Below are 21,251 nucleotides of genomic sequence, written 5' to 3'. Positions count from 1 at the left end.
AACTTGGTGCGATGGAAAATACACCCATTCCCGAGCAACGTTTCACCAAATTTGCCCTTGCGCAGCGGGATCTATGGGACGATATCCCAAACAAGTAAAATTATAGGGAAAATATCCCATGGATAGGGCCGATCGCGCCTTGCTTGCCGCGCTACAGGCGGATTCGTCGCGTTCACTTGCCGATCTGGCCGAACGCGTGAACCTGTCGTCCTCCGCCTGCCACCGGCGCATCCGGTCGCTGGAAGAGCAGGGACTGATCCTCGGTTATGCTGCCCGCGTCGACGCCCGGCGACTCGGCCTGTCGGTGGAAGTCTTCGTCGAAATCACCCTTAACAGCCAGAGTCGTGAGGCGATGGACCGGTTCGAGCGCGCCGTGTGCGACTTCGACGAGATCCTCGAGTGTCATCTGATGTCGGGTGCGGCCGACTATCAGCTGCGCGTCGCTGCGGTCGATCTCGACCACTATGACCGGATCCACCGCGATTGCCTCGCGCGTCTTCCCGGCGTCTCGTCGATGCGCACCAGCTTCTCGCTGCGACGCATCAAGCGCTTCGAGGGATACGCGGTACCCGGCGCCTGACCGGCGCGGGGGCATTCACCGGGTCGGCTGGGTGATGATGCGGTCGCGCGCGACGCGCAAGTCACCGGCTTCGTGCTGAAGCGAGAGGCGCTCCTTGTCGTTCTTGCGATAGTGGCTCTCGGCCTTGTCGATGTCCTCGATCGATAGGCCCAGCCCGTCGAGCGCCGAGCGGGCGAGGACGACGGCGGATTCGATCACTTCGCGGGCCAGGAACTTGACCGGCGCGTCCTTGAGACGCAGCAGCGAGCGACGATCGTAGACGCGGGCATGGATCTGGGCATCGGGGAACGCGTCGTGAACCGCGTGCAGGAAGGCCTCCGTCAGCTGGTCGCCGTCGATGCAGAAGACGATCATCTGCGCATTTCCGGCCCCGGCCTGCCGCAGCAGGTCGAGGCGCGTACCATCGCCGAAATAGACCTTGGCCCCGAATGCGCTGGCGCGGTCGATCATCTCGATGTCGTTGTCGATCAGCGTCACCTGGATATCGGCGGTGATCAGGATCTGGGCGACGGTCTGGCCGAAACGCCCGTAGCCGACGACGAGCGCGCTCGCACCGTCCTCGCGCGGAGCCTCGCGCTCCTGCCGGCTTGCCGGAGTTTCGCGAATGCGCCGGGTCGCCATCATCAGGAACGGGGTGGTAATCATCGACAGGGTGACGATGGCGCTGAACAGGCTGGCTGCCTGCGGTTCGATCAGCCACGCATTCTGCGCCTGCGCGAACAGGACGAAGCCGAATTCGCCCCCCTGGCTGAGCAACAGGCCAAGCGCCAGTGCACTGCGCCAGTTCATGCGGAAGGCCAGCGCCAGTGCGAAGATGATCGTCGCCTTGACCGCGATCAGCGCCGTTGCCATGGCCGCGACGAACAGCGGCCGCTCGGCGATGGCGGAAAGGTCGAGCATCATGCCAACCGACATGAAGAACAGACCCAGCAGGATCGAACGGAACGGCTCGACGTCCGCTTCCAGTTCGTGGCGATAGGGCGAGTCGGCCAGCATGACACCGGCGATGAAGGCGCCCAGTGCGGTCGAAAGGCCGAGCCACTGCATCAGCGCGGCCGAGGCAATCACCGTGAACAGCGCGGCGAAGACGAACATCTCGCGCTCGCCGAGGTTGCCGATCAGGCGGAACAGCGGACGGATGACGAAACGCCCCGCCGCGATCAGCCCGACGATGGCGGCAACCGTCAGCAGCGCCAGCTGCCAGCCCGGAGGGCCTTCCGGCAGGTTGGGATTGCGGTTCATCGCCGCGATGATCGTGATCAGCGGTATGATCGAGAGATCCTGGAACAGCAGCACTGCAAAGGCGCGTTCGCCGAACGGGGTGTGCAGGCGGCCCGCGCTTTGCAGCATCGGCAGGACCTGCGCCGTCGATGACAGGCCGAGCGGCAGGCCCAGCGCCAGCGAGGCCTCGATGGTGAAGCCGGCAAAGACATGGATTACCGCCGAAACCGCCAGCCCGCACAGTGCGACTTGCAGCAGGCCCAGCCCGAAGATTTCGTGCCGCATGCGCCACAGTCGCCGGGGTGCCAGTTCGAGGCCGACGACGAAGAGCAGCAGGGTGATGCCCAGCTCGGCAATGCCGATCTTGCTTTCGGGGTCGCCGATCAGGTCGAGCGCGTAAGGCCCGAGGATCGCTCCGGCGAGCAGGTAACCCAGGGTCGCGCCCAGGCCCAGCCGCCGGAACAGCAGGACGAAGACCAGCGCAGTGCCGAGCAGCAGGAAGCCGTCCCTCAGCAGGAAGTCCTGCGCATGTTGTTCCATCTGGGTCTTTCCGGCAGGTTGGGTGAGAACTGATTGGGGTCTATGTAGTGGCCGGCGCCCGGGAATCTAGCGCCGACTTGCCGTTCGGCGTGCGGTAGGCGTGGTTTGTCGCGGGTGGAAGGCGGATCGGAGGGCTGGGGTGCATGGCTCCACAAGCGCGGGATGAGCGGGCCTCGGGCGGAACGCTTCACAGCGCTGCACCCGGTCACCACACCCCGCCTGCCTTGAGCTGCCCCGCTCACCCCGGGCCTGTCGATGGGGCAAGACCCCTGCGGCCCACCCGCTTCGCAGTTACAGCGGGTTGCCGTTCTCGTCGCGATAGATGTCGCGGCGGCCGACGTGATTGGCCGGGCCGACGTAACCGTCGTTTTCCATGCGCTCCACCCACTTGGCCGCGGTATTGTACCCCACGCCCATCTGGCGCTGGAGCCACGAGACCGAAACCTTCTGGTTTTCGAACACGAGCTGGCAGACCTGCAGGTACTTGCGCTCCTCGGGATTGTCCGAGGCGGTGGCGTTGAGATCGTCGAAGCCGAAGCTGCCTTCCTCGGGCTCTTCGGTGACGGCGTCGATGTATTCCGGCTTGCCCTGCGTGCGCCAGAAGTCGGCGACGTGTTCGACTTCCTCGTCCGAGACAAAGGGGCCGTGGACGCGTTTGATCGGGTCGGTGTTGGGCTTGTAGAGCATGTCGCCCTTGCCCAGCAGCTGTTCGGCGCCCTGTTCGCCCAGGATCGTGCGGCTGTCGATGCGGCTGGTCACGGCAAAGGAAATACGCGTGGGCAGGTTGGCCTTGATGACGCCGGTGATGACGTCGACCGAGGGACGCTGCGTGGCCATGATCAGGTGAATGCCCGCCGCGCGGCTCTTTTGCGAGAGGCGCTGGATCAGCACTTCGATTTCCTTGCCGACGGTGACCATGAGGTCGGCCAGCTCGTCGACGATCAGGACGATCTGCGGCAGCACTTCGTAGTCGAGCTGGTTTTCCTCGTAGAGTTCCTCGCCGGTTTCCGGGTCGAAACCGATCTGGACGCGGCGGCCCAGCGGCTTGCCCTTGGCCGCGGCGGCGCGGACCTTCTCGTTGAAGCTGGCGAGATTGCGCACCGAGATCTCGCTCATCTGGCGATAGCGGCGCTCCATTTCCTCGACTGCCCACTTGAGCGCACGCACCGCCTTGGGCGGTTCGGTGACCACCGGCGAGAGCAGGTGCGGAATGTCGTCGTAGCTCTTGAGTTCGAGGACCTTGGGGTCGACGAGGATCAGGCGGCATTGCGCCGGGGTCATCCGGTAGAGCAGCGAAAGCAGGATGCAGTTGAGGCCTACCGACTTGCCCGAGCCGGTGGTGCCGGCAACGAGCAGGTGGGGCATCGTCGCAAGATCGGCGACGACGGGTTCGCCGGCGATGTCCTTGCCCAGGATGATCGGCAGCATGCCCTTGTGGTGGGCGAAGTTCTCCGAGCCGACCATTTCCTTGAAGGACACCATCTGGCGGTCGGCGTTGGGAAGCTCGATGCCCATCACCGTGCGGCCCGGGATCGAGGAGACGCGCGCGGAGATCGCCGACATGTTGCGGGCGATGTCGTCGGCCAGGCCGATCACGCGGCTGGCCTTGATGCCCGGGGCCGGTTCCAGTTCGTACATGGTGACGACCGGGCCGGTGCGCACGGCGGTAATCTCGCCCTTGACGTTGAAGTCGTCGAGCACGGTTTCCAGCAGGCGCGCGTTGCGCTCGAGGCTGAGCTTGTCGATCTTCGGGCCGGCATTGGCCGGAGGATCGGCGAGGATGTCGAGCGGCGGCAGCTGGTACTGGTCGAACAGGTCCTTCTGCTGGCTGCCGGTGCCCAGCTGCGCCGGGCGAGCGGGCGTCGTCGGATCGACGATCTGGGGAGCCTTGCGGGCCGGCTCGTTGAGCGGCGCGGGGGCGGCAGCGCGCGGGGCGGGCGCTTCGGGCTTGGCCGTCTCGACTTCGGCGTCGGTTTCGCCAGTCGCCTCACGCGCGGCGGTGCGCTTCGCAGGCTTGGGCAGGGCATCGCGAACCTGGCCGATGCGGCCGGGCAGGGTGAGCAGGCGCACCCAGTCGATCGCGAAGACCTTGCCGATCAGCGCGATGCCGCAGGCCAGGAAGACCAGCGCCAGTGCCAGCTTGATCCATCCGTCCACGGCATCGGGCGCGAATCCGGCAATGGCCGTGATCGCCTTGGCTCCGAGCAGGCCGGTGATCCCGCCCCAGGATGCGGGCAGGGTACCGCCCGGCTCGTCGATCCACAGCGAGAGCACCGTTGCCACCAGGATCATGGCGAAGGCGAGCATCCCCACGGGCCGCCACCAGCGCTGGTTGGAATGCTCGATTTCGTTGTCGTCTTCCTCGACCAGCAGCCACAGCTTGCGGGCGAAGACATAGAGCAGGGGCACGAACAGCGCCGAAACCGGCCCGAAGAAGAACAGCGCGCGCTCGGCCACCCATGCGCCGGCGGCCCCCATCCAGTTCTGCACGTCGCCGCCCGCGGCGGTCGAGGCGGAAGGGTCGGTCTGGTGATAGCTCAGCAGCGCCAGCGCGAGGAACGCCATGGCCGCGAACAGGACCACCGCACCGCTCAGTTCGGACGCGCGGCGCAGGCTGCGCTTCAAGACTGCGCGCCAGTCCGGCTTGGCGATGCGCCGTCCGGGCGCCATGGGCCGTGTGGCCATTCGGAATTCCCCTGGTTACAGGTCGTGATAATGCGCTTCGGCGGGACTCGCCGTCAAGAATGGATCGGGAACGACTTTGTGGGCGATTTTGCAAGTCCCTGAATCGCAGCCCATTTCCTGATCCGGGCAGAGCGTGCCCGATGGGCGTTCATTCCGCCCAAGGCAATGACCGGCACGCCTGAGCGGGCAGCCATGAGGTGAAAACGCACCTGCCCGAGGTGGCGCGCGCCTGGATGCGAGCGGGTCGGGAAGACCGGCGAAAGCAGCACGGCATCGGCGCGCGTGCGGTTCGCCTGCGCCAGTTCGCGCAGCGAATGGACGGTGGCGAGGCGCAAGGTGGCGGGGCCGCCCGCAAGCCTTCGCGGCGCACAGTAGGCTCCGTGGGCCTGCCATCGCCCGGCTTCGCGCGGTGTGCCGGAAAGCACGACGACATGCCCGTACCGCCGGGCGATGCGCGCCAGCTCCTCGAAGCGGGTGCGGCGGTGGGCGGGCGGCAGGTGGTAATGGCGAAAGACGAAGCCGGACCCGCGCGGCAGCCGTGAAAGAACTTGAGGTAGCTGCGCGTCGATGCGCTCGTCGCTGATCAGCCATATGTCGGGCAGGTTCACGGAAAGAGGCGGGTAGCGGATCGGCACGCAATCGCTATAGCAGCGGCCCATGGATCAACCAGACCTTACTCCCCTGCAGACCGTCCGGGCCAGGATCGCCCATGCCGCGACGATTGCGCACCGCAAGCCCGGGGCCGTCGAGCTCATCGCCATTTCCAAGACCCACCCGGCCGAGCGGATCGTTCCGCTGATCGAGGAAGGCCAGCGCGTCTTCGGCGAGAACAAGGTGCAGGAAGCGCAGGCCAAGTGGCCCGAGCTGCGCGAACGCTACGAAGGGGTGCAGCTCCACCTCGTCGGGCAGCTGCAGTCGAACAAGGCGGAAGACGCCGTGCAGCTGTTCGACTGCATCCATTCGCTCGATCGTCCCTCGCTGGTGTCGGCGCTCGGCAAGGCGATGGACAAGCTGGGCCGGCAGGTGCCGTGCTTCGTGCAGGTGAACATCGGCGAGGAGGAGCAGAAAGGCGGGTGCGCGATTGCCGAGGTGCCGGCGCTGCTGGCTTCCGCGCGCGAAGCGCAGATCCCGGTCGTCGGCCTGATGTGCGTGCCGCCGCTGGGTATCGAGGCGGCGCCGTTCTTCGCGCTGCTCGCCAAGATCGCCGCCGAGAATGGACTGGACCAGCTCAGCATGGGCATGAGCGACGATTTCGAGACCGCGGTTATGCTCGGCGCAACGCACGTACGCGTGGGCAGCGCCCTGTTCGGCGCGCGCGGCTGAACCGGTGAAGTCTTCCCCCTCGCGGGGGAGGACCAGATTCAGGTTGCGCGGAAGGCCAGCAGCGACAGGCCGAAGCCGGCGAACAGCCCGCCGGTCAGCCGATTGAACGCGCGCTTCACGCCGGCGCGATTGAGGTGGCGCGAGAGTGCGCGGCCGCTTCCCGCATAGACCGAATACCAGAACGCCTCGATCACCGCGAAGACGCCGACGAGAATCGCGAACTGCGGCACTTGCGCAAGGGCCGGGTCGATGAACTGCGGCAGGAAGGCGGCGGCAAAGACGATCGCCTTGGGATTGCTGATCGAGATCGCGTAGCCGCCACGAAACAGGGCCTGCCATGAAACTTCGGGCCGCAGGTCCTGGGTTTCGGTTTCGTCCTCGCGAACCGGCGCGCGCCATGCCTTGACCGCCAGGAACAGCAGGTAAGCCGCGCCCGCGATGCGAAGCGTGGTGAAGACGCCCGGCAGCGCATGGAGCAGAGCGCCCAGGCCGACCGCAGAAGCGGCCAGCAGGGTGACGAGGCCGAGCAGGCAGCCCGCCATCGTCGCCACGGTACGCTTCATGCCCAGCTCGACGCTGCGCGAGAGGACGTGGAGCATGTTCGGTCCCGGGGTCGCGCTCAGCAGAAAGACCGCGACCGCGTAGATCCACAATGTATGCAATGCCATGTGTGGGTCAGGCTTACTTGGGCGTGTCGAGTTCGTTGCCGGTCAGGGTCACGACATGCAGCAGGTTGGTCGAGCCGGGAACGCCGAAAGGTACGCCCGCCAGGGTGACGAGGCGCGATCCGCCGGCGCCGAAGCCATGGCGCAGGGCCATGCGCTTGCCCTTGGCGATCATCTCCTCGAAGCTGCCGATGTCCCGGGTCGAGACGGTGTGCGCCCCCCACAGCAGGGCGAGGCGGCGGGCCGTCTTCTGCGAGGGGGTGAGCACCAGCATCGGCGCGGCGGGGCGTTCGCGGGCCACGCGGCGGGCCGAGCCGCCCGAACCGGTGAAGACGATGATCCCCTCGATCGGCAGCGTGTCGGCGATGGTCGCGCACGAAGCCGAAAGCGCGTCGGCGGTCGTGGCATCGGGCGGCGTCTGCGCAAGGTGGACGCGCGCGTTGTAGGTCGAATCGCCTTCGACCTGCGATGCGATGCGATCCATGATCGTCACTGCCTCTACCGGCCACTGGCCCGCGGCCGTCTCTGCCGAGAGCATGACCGCGTCGGCGCCGTCGTAGACCGCGTTGGCAACGTCGGAAACTTCCGCGCGGGTCGGCGAGGGGCTGGTGATCATCGATTCCAGCATCTGCGTGGCGACGACGACAGGCTTGCCGTGACCGCGCGTGATTTCGATGATGCGCTTCTGGATCGGCGGCACTTCCTCGGGATTGAGTTCGACGCCCAGATCGCCGCGCGCGACCATGATGCCGTCGGACAGCTCGATGATCTCGTTCAGGCTCTCCACCGCGGCGGGCTTTTCGATCTTGGCCATCAGCGCGCCGTGGCCGCCCATCAGGCGCCGCGCTTCGGCGACGTCCTCGGGGCGCTGGACGAAGGAGAGGCCGATCCAGTCGGCGCCTTCCTTGACTGCGAAGGCGAGGTCGCGCCGGTCCTTCTCGGTCAGTGCCGGGACCGGGACGATGGCATCGGGAATGTTCACGCCCTTGCGGTCCGAGATCTGCCCGCCGACTTCGGCGCTGCACAGGATCGCGTCCGGTTCGGCGCGCAGGACGACAAGGCGCAGCTTGCCGTCGTCGATCAGCAGGCGCTGGCCCTTTTCGAGCAGGCCGAACAGTTCGGGATGCGGCAGGCAGACGCGTTCGTCGTTGCCCGGTTCGGGATTGCGATCGAGTGTGAAGTGTGCGCCGTGGCGGATGAAGGCCTTGCCGCCCTCGAACTGGCCGACGCGCAGTTTCGGTCCCTGCAGGTCGCACAGCACCGCGACCGGGCGCATCAGGTCCTTTTCGACCGCGCGGATGTTGGCGATGGTCTCGCGGTGGGTTTCGTGATCGCCGTGGCTCATGTTGACGCGGAAGGCGTCGGCCCCGGCTTTCAGCAGCTTGGCGATGGTCTCCTTGTCGCGGCTGGCGGGGCCTAGCGTCGCCAGGATCTTGACCTTGCGTGCGCGTTTGATGCCGCGGTGATGCGGGGATCGACGGTTGGGGAGATTGGCCAAGTCGTTTCTGCCTCTTTCGAAGTTGCCCGGTCATATGGCAAAGGGCAGGTTACAAACCAAGGACGAATGGCAGGGATATGACCCAAGAATACGAAATCGCAGATCTTGACGACGCAATCGCGGCCGCTGCGTTCCGCCGGCTGGTGGGCCATCTCCAGCAGCGTCACGATGCGCAAAACATCGATTTGATGGGGCTTGCAGGCTTTTGCCGCAATTGCCTTGCCGACTGGATCCGCGATGCGGGATTCGCAGGCGACAAGGCCGAGGCGCGTGCGCTGATCCACGGCATGCCCTTCGCCGAATGGAAGGACAAGTACCAGACCGAGGCGACGCCCGAACAGCTCGCCCGGATGGAGGAAAGCCTGAAGAAGAACGGCGGATCGCACTGAACGCTGGTGCGCGGGCGGCAGGCCGCTCGCGCGCGGGCTTTTTCGGCACCTGCAATTTCCACAGGTCCGGCTTTGCCCGAATCTCCGGCTGCGGCTATCAGCCCCGACCAATCGATTCACCATCCCAGTTTCCGGAGCTGACACCCCATGGCCGAAACCACCGACGATCGCCTGCGCCTGCTGATCGAGCGCGTCGAGCGCCTCGAAGAGGAAAAGAAGGGCATCTCGGACGATATCCGCGACGTCTACAACGAGGCGAAGGCCGTGGGTTACGACGTCAAGATCATGCGCCAGATCGTGCGCCTGCGGAAGATGAAGCCCGACGACCGCCGCGAAATGGACATGATTCTCGATACCTACAAGGCCGCGCTCGGCATCGACTGATCGGCCTGCGCGGCAGCTGCCGCGCAGCGGGAAAGTGACGATCGAGGCTGACCTCGGCCCCGGCTTGCGCTAGGCATGCGCAACAAGCCCAAGGCCGAGGAGAGAGCCGAATGATCGTCACGACCACGCCTGCCGTCGAAGGCCGTCCCGTCCAGCACTACCTGGGCATCGTCACCGGCGAGGTCATCGTCGGCGCGAACATCTTCCGCGATCTCTTCGCCTCGATCACCGATATCGTCGGTGGCCGCTCGGGCAAGTACGAGCAGGTGCTGCAGCGCGCTCGCAAGGAAGCACTGGCGGAAATGGAAGCGGAGGCCGTGAAGCTGGGCGGCAATGCCGTGGTCGGCGTCGACCTCGACTACGAGGTGATCGGGCAAAGCGGATCGATGCTGATGGTCAGCTGCTCGGGCACGGCCGTAGTCGTCTGAGGGCATCGGGGGCGGTTGCCCTCGGCCATGCGCCTGTTGTAAGGGCGCGCGATCTTTCCCGCCGGAAACCGGTTCCGGCGATCCATAACGAAATAACGGGCGGACCCATGGCAGGCCATTCCAAGTTCAAGAACATCATGCATCGCAAGGGGGCGCAGGACAAAAAGCGCTCGGCGATGTTCTCCAAGCTTTCGCGCGAAATCACCGTCGCAGCCAAGATGGGCATGCCCGATCCGGACATGAATCCGCGCCTTCGCGCCGCCGTCAACGCGGCCAAGGCGCAGTCGATGCCCAAGGACAACATCCAGCGCGCGATCGACAAGGCCAGCAAGAACGATGGCGAGAACTACGAGGAAGTGCGCTACGAAGGTTACGGCCCCGGCGGCGTCGCCCTCATCGTCGAGGCGCTGACCGACAATCGCAACCGCACCGCCACCAACGTACGCACCGCCTTCTCCAAGAACGGCGGCAACCTCGGTGCCAGCGGCGCGGTTTCCCACGGCTTCGAACGTCTCGGCCTGATCGAGTACCCCGGTTCGGTGGGCGATGAGGACAAGGTCCTCGAAGCCGCGATCGAGGCCGGTGCGCAGGACGTCGAAAGCGACGAGGAAAGTCACTCGGTCTGGACTGCGGTGGAGGACCTGCATGAAGTCGCCCGCGAACTGGAAAAGGCGCTGGGCGAGGCCGAAGGCGTCAAGCTGGCGTGGAAGCCCAACATCAAGGTCGACGTCGACGCCGATACCGCTTCGACCCTGCTCAAGCTGGTCGACACGCTGGACGATGACGACGATGTCCAGACCGTCTGGGGCAACTACGAGATCTCCGACGAGGTCATGGAACAACTGGGTTGATCCGGCATCGGGCAGATTTTCGCGTCCTGCCCGAAAGCCCGGTCCCGGGCGCACCGCCGTCATGATCATCATCGGCCTCGATCCGGGCCTGACCTGCACTGGCTGGGGCATCGTCGCCAAGTCGGGCAGCAGGCTCAGCCACGTTGCCAACGGGCAGATCCGCACCGATGCCAAGGCGGCGATGGCCGACCGCCTTGTCGAACTCGACGCGGCCCTGACCGATGTGATTCTCCACCACCGGCCGGATGCGGGCGCGGTGGAGGAAGTCTTCGTCAACGTGAACCCGCAGTCCACGCTCAAGCTCGGTCAGGCGCGCGGCGTTGCCATGCTCTCGCTGGCGCGCGCCGGGATGCCCGTCGCCGAATATTCGACCAAGGTCGTCAAGAAGGCGCTCGTCGGCACTGGCGGGGCTGAGAAGGCGCAGATACAGGCCATGCTCAAGGTGCTGCTGCCCGGCGTTAAGCTGGCCGGCGAAGACGCCTCCGACGCTCTGGCCGTCGCGATCACCCACGCCAACATGCTCGGCAGCCATCGCTGAGCGCTGGCGGGAAGCCGGTAATTACATGTCGTTCCGGGCAATCGCCTGCTGGTAGCTGTCGCGGGTGTCATGCGTGCAGGTGCCGGGGCGCACGAATAGGCAGGGACTGTCCCCTGCAAGCGGCAGGCAGGCGCGGCGCTCGTATTGCTGCGGCACCGGCGTGTCCGAGTTGAGAACCAGCGCGTCGGCCGCCGCAGCAAGGCCCGGAGAGAGCGGCCGGTTGCCGGACAGGACACCTTCGGGCGCCAGCATCAGCGGTACGCGGCGGGGCAGCAGCGCAGGCACCACGTGGCTCTTGAACTCGTAGGCGACGGCGATGCCGCAGACCTTGGGGTCCTGTGCCGCCAATCCGGCCAGGCGGGGAATCGCGCCGCCGCCGCGCCAGGCACTCGCTCCGCCGGTCATGGTGGCGGAAAAGGCGGACAGCAGGGCGATGGCGCCGCAAAGAATGGCGGCGCTGCGCAAGCTCCCGGGTTCCTGTCCGCGCCGATTCGCCAGCCAGTCTGCAAGGCGCACGAGGGCGATGGCGGACAGGATGACGATGGTCAGCGTCGTCAGCCAGACGAAGCGGTATTCCTTGTGGCCGATCAGGCTGTGCACGATCAGGTTGGCCAGTGCTGCCAGCATGAGCGGTCGATAGCGCCGTCCGGCCAGCACCGCTCCCACCAGCGCCGGGGCGAAGACCGGCCAGAGATGCTGCTGGAGCATCCCGAGGTAGGCAAGCGGCGGTGAAGTGCCGAAGCGCGCGGCGATGCCTTCGCCGATGTTCTTGGATATGCCGACCACGACCCAGCCGAACGGCGGCAATCCGGCGGCGAGGTCACTTGCCGCGCCGACCAGTAGCGCGGCCAGTCCGCCGAGCATGACAGGCACCCAGCGCCCACGGTCCACGCGCAGGGCGGCCAGCGCCAGAACGCCGGCAAAAACCGCGTATTGCATGCGCACCAGCACGGCTAGGCCCAGCAGCAGCCCGCTCAGCACGAGCGCGCGCCGCGAGGCGCTCCGATCGAGGAGCAAGGCCGCGCCAGGCAGCATGAGCGCGGCGCCCAGGCTTTCGGCCAGCATCAACTCGCTGAAAAGCACGCTTTCCCACCAGACCGACACTGCGAAGAGCGCAACCAGTGCGGCGGCGCGCGAGTGGAGGGCGCCAAGACGATAGGCCGCGGGCAGGACCAGCAGGTTCAGCGCCAGGAATGCCGCGCGGGCAAGGGCGACGGGCAGCATGGTGCCGGGGCCAAGCGCGTGGCCGAGCCAGACGGGCAGGGCAAGTACTTGCGGGATCAGCGCATTGCGCAGGCCCACGCGCCATTCCCAGGGGACTACGCCATGACCGGTCACGAACCGGTTAGCCTGCTCGAGATACTGGAGCAGTTCGTCCGAGTAGGCGATGTCGTAAAGCGAGAATGCACGCACCCGCAGGGCCAGCGCTGCGATCAGGGTGAGGACGACGAGCAGCTTCCAGCCCGGGGACACGCGTTCCCCCCGTTCCTGCCCCGATGTCCGGTCAGCCCGATCTTGCCCCATCGCACCCATGCTTAGTCCTCGCCGGCGGACTTGTCACCGCATTGCGTCGGGGGTGATCCACGGCTCTTCCGCCTTTGCGCTTGCGGCGCGACTCGCCCTTGTGCCATAGGAACAAACCATGATCGCCAAGCTTACAGGTCTGCTCGACGATACCGGCCCGGACTGGGCGATCATCGACGTCAACGGGGTGGGATACCTCGTCCATTGCTCGGCCCGCACGCTGGAGCACCTGGGCATTCGCGGCGACAAGGTCGTCGTTCATACCGAAATGCAGGTCTCCGAAACCGACCAGCGCCTCATCGGCTTTGCCAGCGCGGCGGAGCGCAACTGGTTCCGCCTGCTGACGGCCGTGCAGGGCGTCGGCTCCAAGGTGGCGCTTGCGATCCTCTCGGCGCTCAACACCGAGGAACTGCAGCGAGCTTGCGCCGGCGGTGACGCTGCGATGGTCGCTCGGGCCAATGGCGTCGGGCCGAAACTGGCAAGCCGGATCGTCAACGAGCTGAAGGAAAAGGCCGGCGGCATGCCGACCGCGCCGGGCTCCCCGGGTGTGGCGACGTCAGCAGCGCCCGCAGGTTCGGTCAGCGCCGATGCGGTCTCCGCGCTGCAGAACCTCGGCTTCAAGCCCGCCATCGCCAGCGCCGCAGTGGCCCACGCGATGGGCGAACTGGGCGATGACGCCGACCTCAACGCCATCGTTCGCGTGGCCCTCAAGAGGGCTGCGGGGTGACTTCAGGAATTACCCCGGCACCTCACCCTGAACTTGTTTCTGGGTCCATTCCATCCCAAGCGGCCAGGTCATGACCGATAACCCCATCCTCACTTCGTCCCGTCAGCCCGAGGATGCCGACGCGGCGCTGCGTCCCAAGACGCTTGAGGAGTTCGTCGGACAGGCGGGCGCCAAGGACAACCTGCGTATCTTCATCGAGTCCGCCAAGTCGCGGCGCGAGGCGATGGATCACGTGCTCTTCTTCGGCCCTCCGGGGCTGGGCAAGACCACGCTGGCGCAGATCGTCGCGCGCGAACTGGGCGTGGGCTTTCGTGCCACCTCCGGCCCGGTCATCGCGAAAGCGGGCGACCTCGCCGCGCTGCTGACCAATCTGGAACAGGGGGACGTCCTGTTCATCGACGAGATTCACCGGCTCAACCCGGTGGTAGAGGAAGTGCTCTATCCGGCGATGGAGGATCGTGCCCTCGATCTCATCATCGGCGAGGGGCCTTCCGCGCGCTCGGTGCGTATCGACCTGCCGCCTTTCACCCTGATCGGCGCGACGACCCGGCAGGGGCTGCTGCAGACGCCCTTGCGCGACCGTTTCGGCATCCCCGTGCGCCTGCAGTTCTACACCGTGCCCGAGCTTGAACATGTCGTAACGCGCGGCGCGGGACTGCTGGGCATCGGCATGGACAAGGGCGGGGCGACCGAGATCGCCCGCCGTTCGCGGGGAACGCCGCGCGTGGCCGGGCGGCTGATGCGCCGGGTGCGCGACTTCGCACATGTCGCGGGAAGCGATGTCATCACCCGCGCCATTGCCGACGATGCGCTCACCCGGCTCGAAGTCGATTCGATCGGCCTCGATGCGCAGGACCGGCGCTACCTCCATATGATCGCCGACATCTACAAGGGCGGTCCGGTTGGCGTCGAGACGCTGGCCGCGGGCCTCTCGGAGCCGCGCGACACGATCGAGGAGGTGATCGAGCCCTATCTGATCCAGCTCGGTCTCGTCGCACGCACGGCGCGCGGGCGTTGCCTCAACGATCTGGGCTGGAAGCATCTGGGATTGACGCCGCCCGCAGGGCCGCAGGGCGGGCTTTTCGATTCGGAGCAATCGACTGACTAGCTTCGAAAAAGCGTCGGAGACGTTTACAGAATCGGCATCTGGCAGTCCCGTTTCGGTACAGGCCTTGGGGCTTGATGATTAATTAACCGCGTTTCCCGCTTCGGGACGCCCGATTCACGGTTAACGCCGTTGTCGCGTTAAGCTTTCTGCGTGTTCTCTGTGCCAGATGGACTGGTCGGTTAGCCATTCAGGCAGCCGCAAAGACCAAACGGAACAAAGAGAGCTTCGCTTATGTCGGTTCGGATGGCCCTTGCAAAATTGTCTGCCTGCGCGGCAGGCTGCGCCATCATTGGGGGCGGCGCCGTCCACGTGGCGGAAACCCCTTCCAAGGAAGTGCAGTACCGCAAGGTCAAGCAGGCCAAGGTCGCTCAGCCCAAGCCGGTCAAGCGCGTGGTGAAGAGGGAACTTCCGCGCGAAACCAAGCGCGTGCGCAAGATCATCAAGCGGACCTGTTGCGAACAGCCTGAAGTGGCCATGGTGCCGCTTCCGCCGCCTTACATCCCGCCGGCCCCCCAGCCGCCGGTCGGCGGCAGCGGTGGCGGCGTGCCGGTGGTGATCGGCGGCGGGCCGCTGGGCGGTTTCGGCGGCGGCTTCTTCGGCGGCTTCTTCGGTGGCGGCGGTGGCGGCGGCGGAAACGTCGTGATCAGTTCCACGACCAGCGGCGGATCGACCTCTACCTCGACCGGCGGCCTGACCTCCACGACCACGGGCGGCTCCACTTCGACGTCCAGTTCGAGCGGCGGCGTGACCTCGACCACGGGCGGCGTAACTTCGACCACGGGAGGTGTGACTTCGACGACATCGACCAGCTCGGGTAATGTTTCGACCAGCTCCTCGTCGTCCTCCTCGTCGAGTTCATCGTCGTCGTCGTCCAGTTCATCTTCGAGTTCATCGGGCGGCACGACCTCCAGCGGCGGTTCAAGCGGCTCGTCCTCTTCGTCGAGCAGCAGTTCGTCCTCCTCGGGTTCCTCGTCCTCGACCAGCAGTTCGTCCTCGTCGAGCAGTTCCTCGTCGTCGGGCGGTTCGACCACTTCGGGCGGACCGCCTCCGCCTCCTCCGCCGCCTCCTCCTCCGCACGATGTGCCCGCGCCGCCGATGCTCATTCTGTTCGGAGCGGCTGCCGCGACAGTCGTTGGCCGGCGTCGCCTCGCCAAGGGCAAGACGGACGGCCGATAGCCGGCGCAAACCCGTTCCAAGGGGGGAAGGGCGGCACTTCGGTGCCGCCCTTTTTGCTTGAGCGCCGCACGCTGCGTGACATTTGCGGGTTGGGAAGCGGAAGCATCACCTTGGCGCGATGACGTCGCCAGCGAGCCTCGATGCGGATTGCGCTCAAAGAAAAACCCCGCCCCGCGCGATGCGGGACATTGTCTCAGCCGTCAGGACAGGGCGATCAGGCCGCCAGCTTGCGCAGCACGTACTGCAGGATGCCGCCGTTGTTGAAGTATTCGAGTTCGTTGGCGGTATCGATGCGGCACAGCGCAGTGAAGGTGAAGGTCGAGCCGTCCGGACGGGTCACTTCGACTTCGACGTCCTGGCGCGGCTTGAGGGTGGCGACGCCCCGGATGGTGAAGGCATCGTCACCGGTCAGGCCAAGGCTCTGGCGGGTATCGCCGTCCTTGAACTGCAGCGGCAACACGCCCATGCCGACCAGGTTCGAGCGGTGGATGCGCTCGTAGCTCTCGACGATGACGGCGCGAACGCCCAGCAGGTTGGTGCCCTTGGCCGCCCAGTCGCGCGAGGAGCCGGTGCCGTATTCCTTGCCGGCGACGACCACCAGCGGCGTGCCCTGCTCCTTGTACTTCATCGCGACGTCGTAGACCGGCATCACTTCCTCGCCGAAGCGCGAAATGCCGCCCTCGGTACCCGGAACCATTTCGTTGCGGATGCGGATGTTGGCGAAGGTGCCGCGCATCATCACTTCGTGGTGGCCACGGCGCGAGCCGTAGGAGTTGAAGTCGGCCTTGGCGACCTGGTGCTCCATGAGCCACTGGCCCGCGGGGCTGTCTGCCTTGATCGAGCCGGCCGGCGAGATGTGGTCGGTGGTGACCGAATCGCCGAGGATCAGCAGCGGCTTGGCCTCGATGATGTCGTTGACCGGCGCCGGGGTCATTTCCATGCCCTCGAAGTACGGCGGGTTGGCGACATAGGTCGATCCGGCGCGCCAGTTGTAGGTTTCCGAACCGACGACGTTGATCGCCTGCCAGTGCTCGTCGCCCTTGTAGACGTCGGCGTAGCGGGCCTGGAACATCGAGCGGTCGACGCATGCGGCCATGGTTTCGGCGACTTCGAGGTTGGTCGGCCAGATGTCCTTGAGGAACACGTCCTGGCCGTCCTTGCCCTGACCGATCGGGGTGGTGGTGAAGTCTTCGACCACCGTGCCCTTCAGCGCGTAGGCGACGACCAGCGGCGGCGAGGCGAGGAAGTTGGCGCGCACGTCGGGGCTGACGCGGCCTTCGAAGTTGCGGTTGCCCGAAATGACCGCCGAAGCGACGAGACCGTTTTCGTTGATCGCCTTGCTGATCGGTTCCGCCAGCGGGCCGGAATTGCCGATGCAGGTGGTGCAGCCGTAGCCGACGAGATTGAAGCCGATGTTGTCGAGGTGCGACTGGAGGCCGGCCTTGTTGAGATAGTCGGTGACGACCTGCGAGCCCGGGGCCAGCGAGGTCTTGACCCAGGGCTTCGGCTTCAGGCCCAGCTCATCGGCTTTCTTGGCGACGAGACCGGCAGCAATCAGTACGCTCGGGTTCGAGGTGTTGGTGCAGCTGGTGATGGCCGCGATCATGACGTCGCCGTCGGTGATCGAGAAGTCCTTGCCTTCGACCGGAACGCTCTGGCGCTCCTTCTTGTAGGTTTCGGCCATGTCCTTGTTGAACACGTCGTCGACCTCGGTGAGGATGACCTTGTCCTGCGGACGCTTCGGGCCGGCAAGCGAGGGCACGACGGTCGACAGGTCGAGTTCGAGAGTCGAGGAGAAGATCGGCTCGGGCGCACCCGGCTCCATCCAGAAGCCCTGCTCCCTGGCATAGGCTTCGACGAGGGCGATCTGCTCTTCCTCGCGGCCGGTGAGGCGCAGGTAGTCGATGGTCTTGTCGTCGATGCCGAAGAGGCCGCAGGTCGCGCCGTATTCCGGGGCCATGTTGGCGAGCGTGGCACGGTCGGCGAGGCTCAGCGAGGCAAGGCCCTCGCCGTAGTATTCGACGAACTTGCCGACCACGCCGTGCTTGCGCAGCATGTTGGTGCAGGTCAGCACGAGGTCGGTGGCGGTGACCCCTTCCATCAGTGTGCCGGTGAACTTGAAGCCCACGACTTCGGGGATGAGCATCGAAACCGGCTGGCCGAGCATCGCGGCTTCGGCCTCGATGCCGCCGACGCCCCAGCCCAGCACGCCAAGGCCATTGACCATGGTGGTGTGGCTGTCGGTGCCCACGCAAGTGTCGAAGTAGGCGACCGTTTCACCGTTCTGGTCCTCGCTGGTCCACACCGATCTGGCGATGTTCTCCAGATTCACCTGGTGGCAGATCCCGGTGCCCGGGGGAACCGCGTAGAAGTTGGAGAGCGACTTGGAACCCCACTTGAGGAAGTCGTAGCGCTCCATGTTGCGGTGGTATTCGATCTCGACGTTCTGCTCGAACGCCTTGGGGTGGCCGAACTCGTCGACCATGACCGAGTGGTCGATGACGAGGTTTACGGGAACCTGCGGGTTGATCTTGGAGGTATCGCCGCCCAGCGAGGCGATCGCGTCGCGCATCGCGGCAAGGTCGACGACGCAGGGAACGCCGGTGAAGTCCTGCAGGAGAACGCGGGCCGGGCGGTACTGGATTTCCTCGCCGGTCACCGGGTTCTTCTGCCAGTCGGCAATGGCCTGGATGTCGTCGGTCGATACGGTGAAGCCGCCGTCCTCGAATCGCAGCAGGTTCTCGAGAAGGACCTTCATCGAGAAGGGCAGACGCGAAACGTCGCCGATCTTCTCGGACGCTTTCTTCAGCGAATAGTAGGCGACCTGCTTGCCGCCGACGGTCATGGTGCTGCGGGTGCCGAGCGTATCCTGTCCGACTTGGGTCATGGTAGGCAATTTCCCCTTGGTTATGGAGCTTGCCTCCCTGATCGGGCGGCCCAGAGGGAATCGCGGGCCGTGCTGCAGTGCGACAAGCGGATTCGTTGCCCTGCGGATGCGCGCTCACGGGTCTCAGGTCAAGGGGGGGCGCCCTGCTACTAAGGGCCGGTTTTCGCGTTTTTTGCGCCGATTAGACATCCCACGACGATCAGCAGTGCGCCGCCCACAGTCGCAATTCCCACCTCCTCGCTGAATTGCAGCCAGCCGAACAGGGCTGCCCAGAGGAAGCCGGTGTACTCGATCGGAACCAGAACCTGGGCTTCCGCGCGGGCATAGCCCCAGGACAGGAACAGGATCGCCATCGTCGCGAGGGCCGCTCCGGCCAGGGTCAGGCGCAGGCTGGCGGCGTCGGGCGTCACTGCCAGCCAGGGCGAAAAAGCCAGGAATATCATCGCGACGATAAGATTCTGGAACAGCGCGATCTCGACCGGGCCGGCCAGCAGCGCCTGCTTGCGCTGGAACACCAGGTTGAGGGCGTAGAACAGGGCCGAGCAGAGGATCGCGGCGACACCCTCGACGGCTTCAGGCGAATAGCTGCCGTCGCCCAGTCGGCCGGCAGCGATGATCAGTACGCCGATGACGCCCATCGCGGCGGCAACTATGGCCTGCGGGCGGATTTTCTCGCCGAGCAGAAGCGAGGCGAAATAGAGCGCGACGATCGGCGAGATGAATGACAGGGCGATCGCTTCCGCCATCGGGATTCGCACAAGGCCATAGAAGAACAGCCCGGCCATGGCCGCAACGATGGCGGCGCGCTGGGCATGGATGCGCAGGACCTTGCGGTTCGGCAGCGGCCTTCCCGCGAAAAACCAGATCGGTAGTGCGAGCAGGGTGCCGAAAATATTGCGAAAAAGCAGTGCGGTGAAGACCCCGGTGGCGATCGAGGCCCCTTTCATCGCCGCATCCATGGCGCTGAACGCCGCAATTCCCGTGCAGACGGACAGGACAGGCAGTAGTGTGGACACCGGCTTGCTCGAATCCGCTTGCATGGCCCCTCCTGTCGGGCCCGGTTCATTTGTGCGCAAGCAATTCATCGCAGGCTCAGGACAAATCCTTGAAGAGTAGGCTATGAGGGAGCAAATCGGGGCCGTAAGCGCTTCGTGAACGGCTCCTTGCGGCAGTTCCTTGGTTCTAGAGAATATCGGGCAGGTTTCGAAGAATATGACGAGTTTCAAGCGGTTCGGCTTTACGGCGCTTTCGACGGCGATGGCGGTAAGCCTGACGGCGCAGCCCGTGCTTGCGCAGCGCATCAAGACCGAGATGCCCGAGGACATCCTGCCCAAGCCGGCTGCGGCCAAGCCTGCGCCTGCCGCGACCAAGCCCGCGACGGCGACGACTGCTCCGGCCACATCGCCCGCTCCAGCGACGATCCCGATGCAGTCCCCGGTCAATCCCGCCAGCCAGCAGCCGTTGCCGGGCGCGAACGGCACGGTGTCCGAACCGGTCGTGCAGCCGATCTTCCTGGCCGAACCGGTGATGTCGTGGTCGCTGGCCGATGCCAAGGCGCTGCTCTCGACGATCGAATATATCGGCAAGGAAGGCCTGCTTCCGGCCGACTACCAGCCAGCAGCACTCAAGGCCGCCATTGCCGGCGGCGAAAGCGATGCGCTCGATGCCTTGGCGAGCAAGGTCTTCGCCTGGCTGATCGAGGACCTGCGCGACGGGCGTACACCGATGGAAGCGCGGGTGCAGTGGTTCGCGGTCGATCCCGACCAGGACGACATGCCGACCGCGCAGATCATGGCGCAGGCCCTGTCCGACCATGACGTCCCGGGCGTGGTCGACAAGCTGGCGCCCACGGTGCCCGACTATGCCGCCCTCAAGGCCGAACTGGCCACAACGCCGATGGCGAACAAGGCCAAGCGCGCGTTGATCCGCGCCAACATGGACCGCTGGCGCTGGCTCGCCCGCGACCTCGGCGATGTCTACCTGCTGACCAACGTGCCCGAGTTCCAGCTGCGCCTGACGGTCAGGAACAAGATCATCCGCACCTACCGCACGGTCGTCGGCAAGCCGGGGCGCACTGCGACCCCGCAGCTGGCCGAGACAGTGACGGCGGTCGTCTTCAACCCGACCTGGACGGTCCCGCAATCGATCGTGCAGGGCGAGGGCCTCGGCCAGAAAGTCCTGAACAACCCGCGCTGGGCCAAGGCTGCCGGCTACAAGGCGACCAAGGGCGCTGACGGGACGATCTACGTCGTCCAGCAGCCGGGATCGACAAACTCGCTGGGCCTGATGAAGATCGACATGCCCAACCCGCACGCGATCTACCTGCACGACACGCCTGCCAAGCAGTACTTCGATGAGGACGTCCGGGCCTTCAGCCACGGTTGCATCCGCACCGAACGCGCGGTGGAGCTGGGCATGACCATGGCGATCCTCGGTGCCAAGATGCCGGCAGCCGAAGCGGCCGACATCTCGCGCTCGGGCGAATATACCAAGGTCGAGATGACCCGCACCTTCCCGGTGTACCTGACCTACTTCACCATCGCTCGCTCGATCGACGGGGAACTCAAGCAGTTCAACGACATCTACGGTCGCGACAAGCCGGTGCTCGACAGCTTCACCCAGCCGCGCCAGCTCAAGACCACGCAGCGCACCAGCGACGAAGAGATCATCGAACTCGACAACCCGCTCTGAGCGGCGCAGCGCAGCCTACTGCAATGCCTGGTGGCG

19 protein-coding genes are annotated in these 21,251 nt (G+C 65.7%); 10 read left to right on the top strand and 9 right to left on the bottom strand.

Features of this window, described 5'->3' with window-relative positions; genetic code table 11:
- Nucleotides 1–118: 118 nt before the first annotated feature.
- The gene (locus tag J3474_RS03565) at nucleotides 119–580 is read left to right on the top strand and encodes an Lrp/AsnC family transcriptional regulator (protein WP_007012896.1); all 462 of its coding nucleotides are present in this window, start codon (nucleotides 119–121) and stop codon (nucleotides 578–580) included.
- 15 nt (nucleotides 581–595) lie between these two features.
- Here the strand turns inward: J3474_RS03565 and J3474_RS03560 are convergent, their stop codons facing one another.
- From J3474_RS03560 to J3474_RS03550, 3 genes are all read right to left on the bottom strand, one after another.
- Entirely contained in the window at nucleotides 596–2,341 is a 1,746-nt protein-coding gene (locus J3474_RS03560; protein ID WP_013834394.1) for a cation:proton antiporter, read from the bottom strand.
- 291 nt (nucleotides 2,342–2,632) lie between these two features.
- On the bottom strand, nucleotides 2,633–5,026 hold the full coding sequence (locus tag J3474_RS03555; RefSeq protein ID WP_207093115.1) for a DNA translocase FtsK 4TM domain-containing protein: 2,394 nt from the start codon (nucleotides 5,024–5,026) through the stop codon (nucleotides 2,633–2,635).
- A 53-nt stretch (nucleotides 5,027–5,079) separates the two neighbouring features.
- The gene (locus J3474_RS03550; protein WP_207093114.1) at nucleotides 5,080–5,685 is read right to left on the bottom strand and encodes a thiamine phosphate synthase; all 606 of its coding nucleotides are present in this window, start codon (nucleotides 5,683–5,685) and stop codon (nucleotides 5,080–5,082) included.
- On the opposite strand from J3474_RS03550, the gene J3474_RS03545 reads away from it, so the two are divergent.
- Entirely contained in the window at nucleotides 5,684–6,349 is a 666-nt protein-coding gene (locus J3474_RS03545) for a YggS family pyridoxal phosphate-dependent enzyme (RefSeq protein ID WP_007012901.1), read from the top strand. The two genes, J3474_RS03550 and J3474_RS03545, sit on opposite strands and share 2 nt — an antisense overlap.
- 38 nt (nucleotides 6,350–6,387) lie before the next feature.
- Here J3474_RS03545 and J3474_RS03540 read toward each other — a convergent pair whose 3' ends face one another.
- Entirely contained in the window at nucleotides 6,388–7,017 is a 630-nt protein-coding gene (locus J3474_RS03540) for a LysE family translocator (RefSeq protein ID WP_207093113.1), read from the bottom strand.
- 13 nt (nucleotides 7,018–7,030) lie between these two features.
- Nucleotides 7,031–8,512 (bottom strand): pyruvate kinase, encoded by a 1,482-nt coding sequence (gene pyk / locus J3474_RS03535; protein ID WP_007012903.1) that lies wholly within the window; start codon nucleotides 8,510–8,512, stop codon nucleotides 7,031–7,033.
- Nucleotides 8,513–8,589: 77 nt separating this feature from the next.
- Between pyk and J3474_RS03530 the strand changes: the two genes are divergently transcribed.
- The 5 genes from J3474_RS03530 (at nucleotide 8,590) to ruvC (ending at nucleotide 11,102) form a co-directional block, all read left to right on the top strand.
- Entirely contained in the window at nucleotides 8,590–8,901 is a 312-nt protein-coding gene (locus tag J3474_RS03530) for a DUF1244 domain-containing protein (protein WP_013834389.1), read from the top strand.
- A 147-nt stretch (nucleotides 8,902–9,048) separates the two neighbouring features.
- Entirely contained in the window at nucleotides 9,049–9,285 is a 237-nt protein-coding gene (locus J3474_RS03525) for a DUF2312 domain-containing protein (protein ID WP_007012906.1), read from the top strand.
- A 110-nt stretch (nucleotides 9,286–9,395) separates the two neighbouring features.
- Nucleotides 9,396–9,713, top strand: a complete 318-nt coding sequence (locus J3474_RS03520; RefSeq protein WP_007012907.1) for a heavy metal-binding domain-containing protein — start codon at nucleotides 9,396–9,398, stop codon at nucleotides 9,711–9,713.
- A gap of 107 nt (nucleotides 9,714–9,820) precedes the next feature.
- On the top strand, nucleotides 9,821–10,564 hold the full coding sequence (locus J3474_RS03515; RefSeq protein ID WP_007012908.1) for a YebC/PmpR family DNA-binding transcriptional regulator: 744 nt from the start codon (nucleotides 9,821–9,823) through the stop codon (nucleotides 10,562–10,564).
- 61 nt (nucleotides 10,565–10,625) lie between these two features.
- Nucleotides 10,626–11,102 carry a crossover junction endodeoxyribonuclease RuvC gene (gene ruvC / locus J3474_RS03510; RefSeq protein ID WP_007012909.1) on the top strand — a complete coding sequence of 159 codons (477 nt, stop codon included), beginning with the start codon at nucleotides 10,626–10,628 and terminating at the stop codon, nucleotides 11,100–11,102.
- 21 nt (nucleotides 11,103–11,123) lie between these two features.
- Here the strand turns inward: ruvC and J3474_RS03505 are convergent, their stop codons facing one another.
- A complete protein-coding gene (locus tag J3474_RS03505; RefSeq protein WP_207093112.1) occupies nucleotides 11,124–12,635 on the bottom strand; it encodes a hypothetical protein in 1,512 nt (503 codons plus the stop codon).
- A gap of 109 nt (nucleotides 12,636–12,744) precedes the next feature.
- Here J3474_RS03505 and ruvA point away from each other — a divergent pair, with 109 nt between their 5' ends.
- Together ruvA and ruvB are read left to right on the top strand one after the other, a co-directional pair.
- Nucleotides 12,745–13,353, top strand: coding sequence for a Holliday junction branch migration protein RuvA (gene ruvA / locus J3474_RS03500; protein WP_207093111.1), 609 nt, complete (start codon nucleotides 12,745–12,747; stop codon nucleotides 13,351–13,353).
- Nucleotides 13,354–13,423: 70 nt separating this feature from the next.
- Entirely contained in the window at nucleotides 13,424–14,461 is a 1,038-nt protein-coding gene (ruvB, locus tag J3474_RS03495) for a Holliday junction branch migration DNA helicase RuvB (RefSeq protein WP_007012912.1), read from the top strand.
- A 494-nt stretch (nucleotides 14,462–14,955) separates the two neighbouring features.
- Here the strand turns inward: ruvB and J3474_RS03490 are convergent, their stop codons facing one another.
- The 3 genes from J3474_RS03490 to J3474_RS03480 form a co-directional block, all read right to left on the bottom strand.
- On the bottom strand, nucleotides 14,956–15,615 hold the full coding sequence (locus tag J3474_RS03490) for a hypothetical protein (protein ID WP_207093110.1): 660 nt from the start codon (nucleotides 15,613–15,615) through the stop codon (nucleotides 14,956–14,958).
- Nucleotides 15,616–15,851: 236 nt separating this feature from the next.
- Nucleotides 15,852–18,524: an aconitate hydratase AcnA gene (gene acnA / locus J3474_RS03485; RefSeq protein ID WP_007012914.1), complete on the bottom strand. Its 2,673-nt coding sequence runs from the start codon at nucleotides 18,522–18,524 to the stop codon at nucleotides 15,852–15,854.
- 149 nt (nucleotides 18,525–18,673) lie between these two features.
- The gene (locus J3474_RS03480) at nucleotides 18,674–19,564 is read right to left on the bottom strand and encodes a DMT family transporter (protein ID WP_207093109.1); all 891 of its coding nucleotides are present in this window, start codon (nucleotides 19,562–19,564) and stop codon (nucleotides 18,674–18,676) included.
- Nucleotides 19,565–19,736: 172 nt separating this feature from the next.
- On the opposite strand from J3474_RS03480, the gene J3474_RS03475 reads away from it, so the two are divergent.
- Entirely contained in the window at nucleotides 19,737–21,215 is a 1,479-nt protein-coding gene (locus tag J3474_RS03475) for a L,D-transpeptidase family protein (RefSeq protein WP_207093108.1), read from the top strand.
- Nucleotides 21,216–21,251: the final 36 nt, after the last annotated feature.

Origin of the sequence: Novosphingobium sp. PY1, from assembly GCF_017312445.1 — a bacterium.
Taxonomy (GTDB): Bacteria; Pseudomonadota; Alphaproteobacteria; order Sphingomonadales; family Sphingomonadaceae; genus Novosphingobium.
Note: the sequence above shows the minus strand (reverse complement) of the source record. Positions and strands in the feature narration are given on the sequence as shown.

Excerpts from the sequence above, each read along its gene's own strand:
- J3474_RS03505 (WP_207093112.1), bottom strand. The coding sequence starts at position 12,635 with ATGGGTGCGATGGGGCAAGATCGGGCTGACCGGACATCGGGGCAGGAA.
- ruvA (WP_207093111.1), top strand. The coding sequence starts at position 12,745 with ATGATCGCCAAGCTTACAGGTCTGCTCGACGATACCGGCCCGGACTGG.
- ruvB (WP_007012912.1), top strand. The coding sequence starts at position 13,424 with ATGACCGATAACCCCATCCTCACTTCGTCCCGTCAGCCCGAGGATGCC.
- J3474_RS03475 (WP_207093108.1), top strand. The coding sequence starts at position 19,737 with ATGACGAGTTTCAAGCGGTTCGGCTTTACGGCGCTTTCGACGGCGATG.
- J3474_RS03565 (WP_007012896.1), top strand. The coding sequence starts at position 119 with ATGGATAGGGCCGATCGCGCCTTGCTTGCCGCGCTACAGGCGGATTCG.
- J3474_RS03480 (WP_207093109.1), bottom strand. The coding sequence starts at position 19,564 with ATGCAAGCGGATTCGAGCAAGCCGGTGTCCACACTACTGCCTGTCCTG.
- J3474_RS03550 (WP_207093114.1), bottom strand. The coding sequence starts at position 5,685 with ATGGGCCGCTGCTATAGCGATTGCGTGCCGATCCGCTACCCGCCTCTT.
- ruvC (WP_007012909.1), top strand. The coding sequence starts at position 10,626 with ATGATCATCATCGGCCTCGATCCGGGCCTGACCTGCACTGGCTGGGGC.
- J3474_RS03515 (WP_007012908.1), top strand. The coding sequence starts at position 9,821 with ATGGCAGGCCATTCCAAGTTCAAGAACATCATGCATCGCAAGGGGGCG.
- acnA (WP_007012914.1), bottom strand. The coding sequence starts at position 18,524 with ATGACCCAAGTCGGACAGGATACGCTCGGCACCCGCAGCACCATGACC.
- J3474_RS03530 (WP_013834389.1), top strand. The coding sequence starts at position 8,590 with ATGACCCAAGAATACGAAATCGCAGATCTTGACGACGCAATCGCGGCC.
- J3474_RS03555 (WP_207093115.1), bottom strand. The coding sequence starts at position 5,026 with ATGGCCACACGGCCCATGGCGCCCGGACGGCGCATCGCCAAGCCGGAC.
- J3474_RS03540 (WP_207093113.1), bottom strand. The coding sequence starts at position 7,017 with ATGGCATTGCATACATTGTGGATCTACGCGGTCGCGGTCTTTCTGCTG.
- J3474_RS03545 (WP_007012901.1), top strand. The coding sequence starts at position 5,684 with ATGGATCAACCAGACCTTACTCCCCTGCAGACCGTCCGGGCCAGGATC.
- J3474_RS03520 (WP_007012907.1), top strand. The coding sequence starts at position 9,396 with ATGATCGTCACGACCACGCCTGCCGTCGAAGGCCGTCCCGTCCAGCAC.
- J3474_RS03525 (WP_007012906.1), top strand. The coding sequence starts at position 9,049 with ATGGCCGAAACCACCGACGATCGCCTGCGCCTGCTGATCGAGCGCGTC.
- J3474_RS03560 (WP_013834394.1), bottom strand. The coding sequence starts at position 2,341 with ATGGAACAACATGCGCAGGACTTCCTGCTGAGGGACGGCTTCCTGCTG.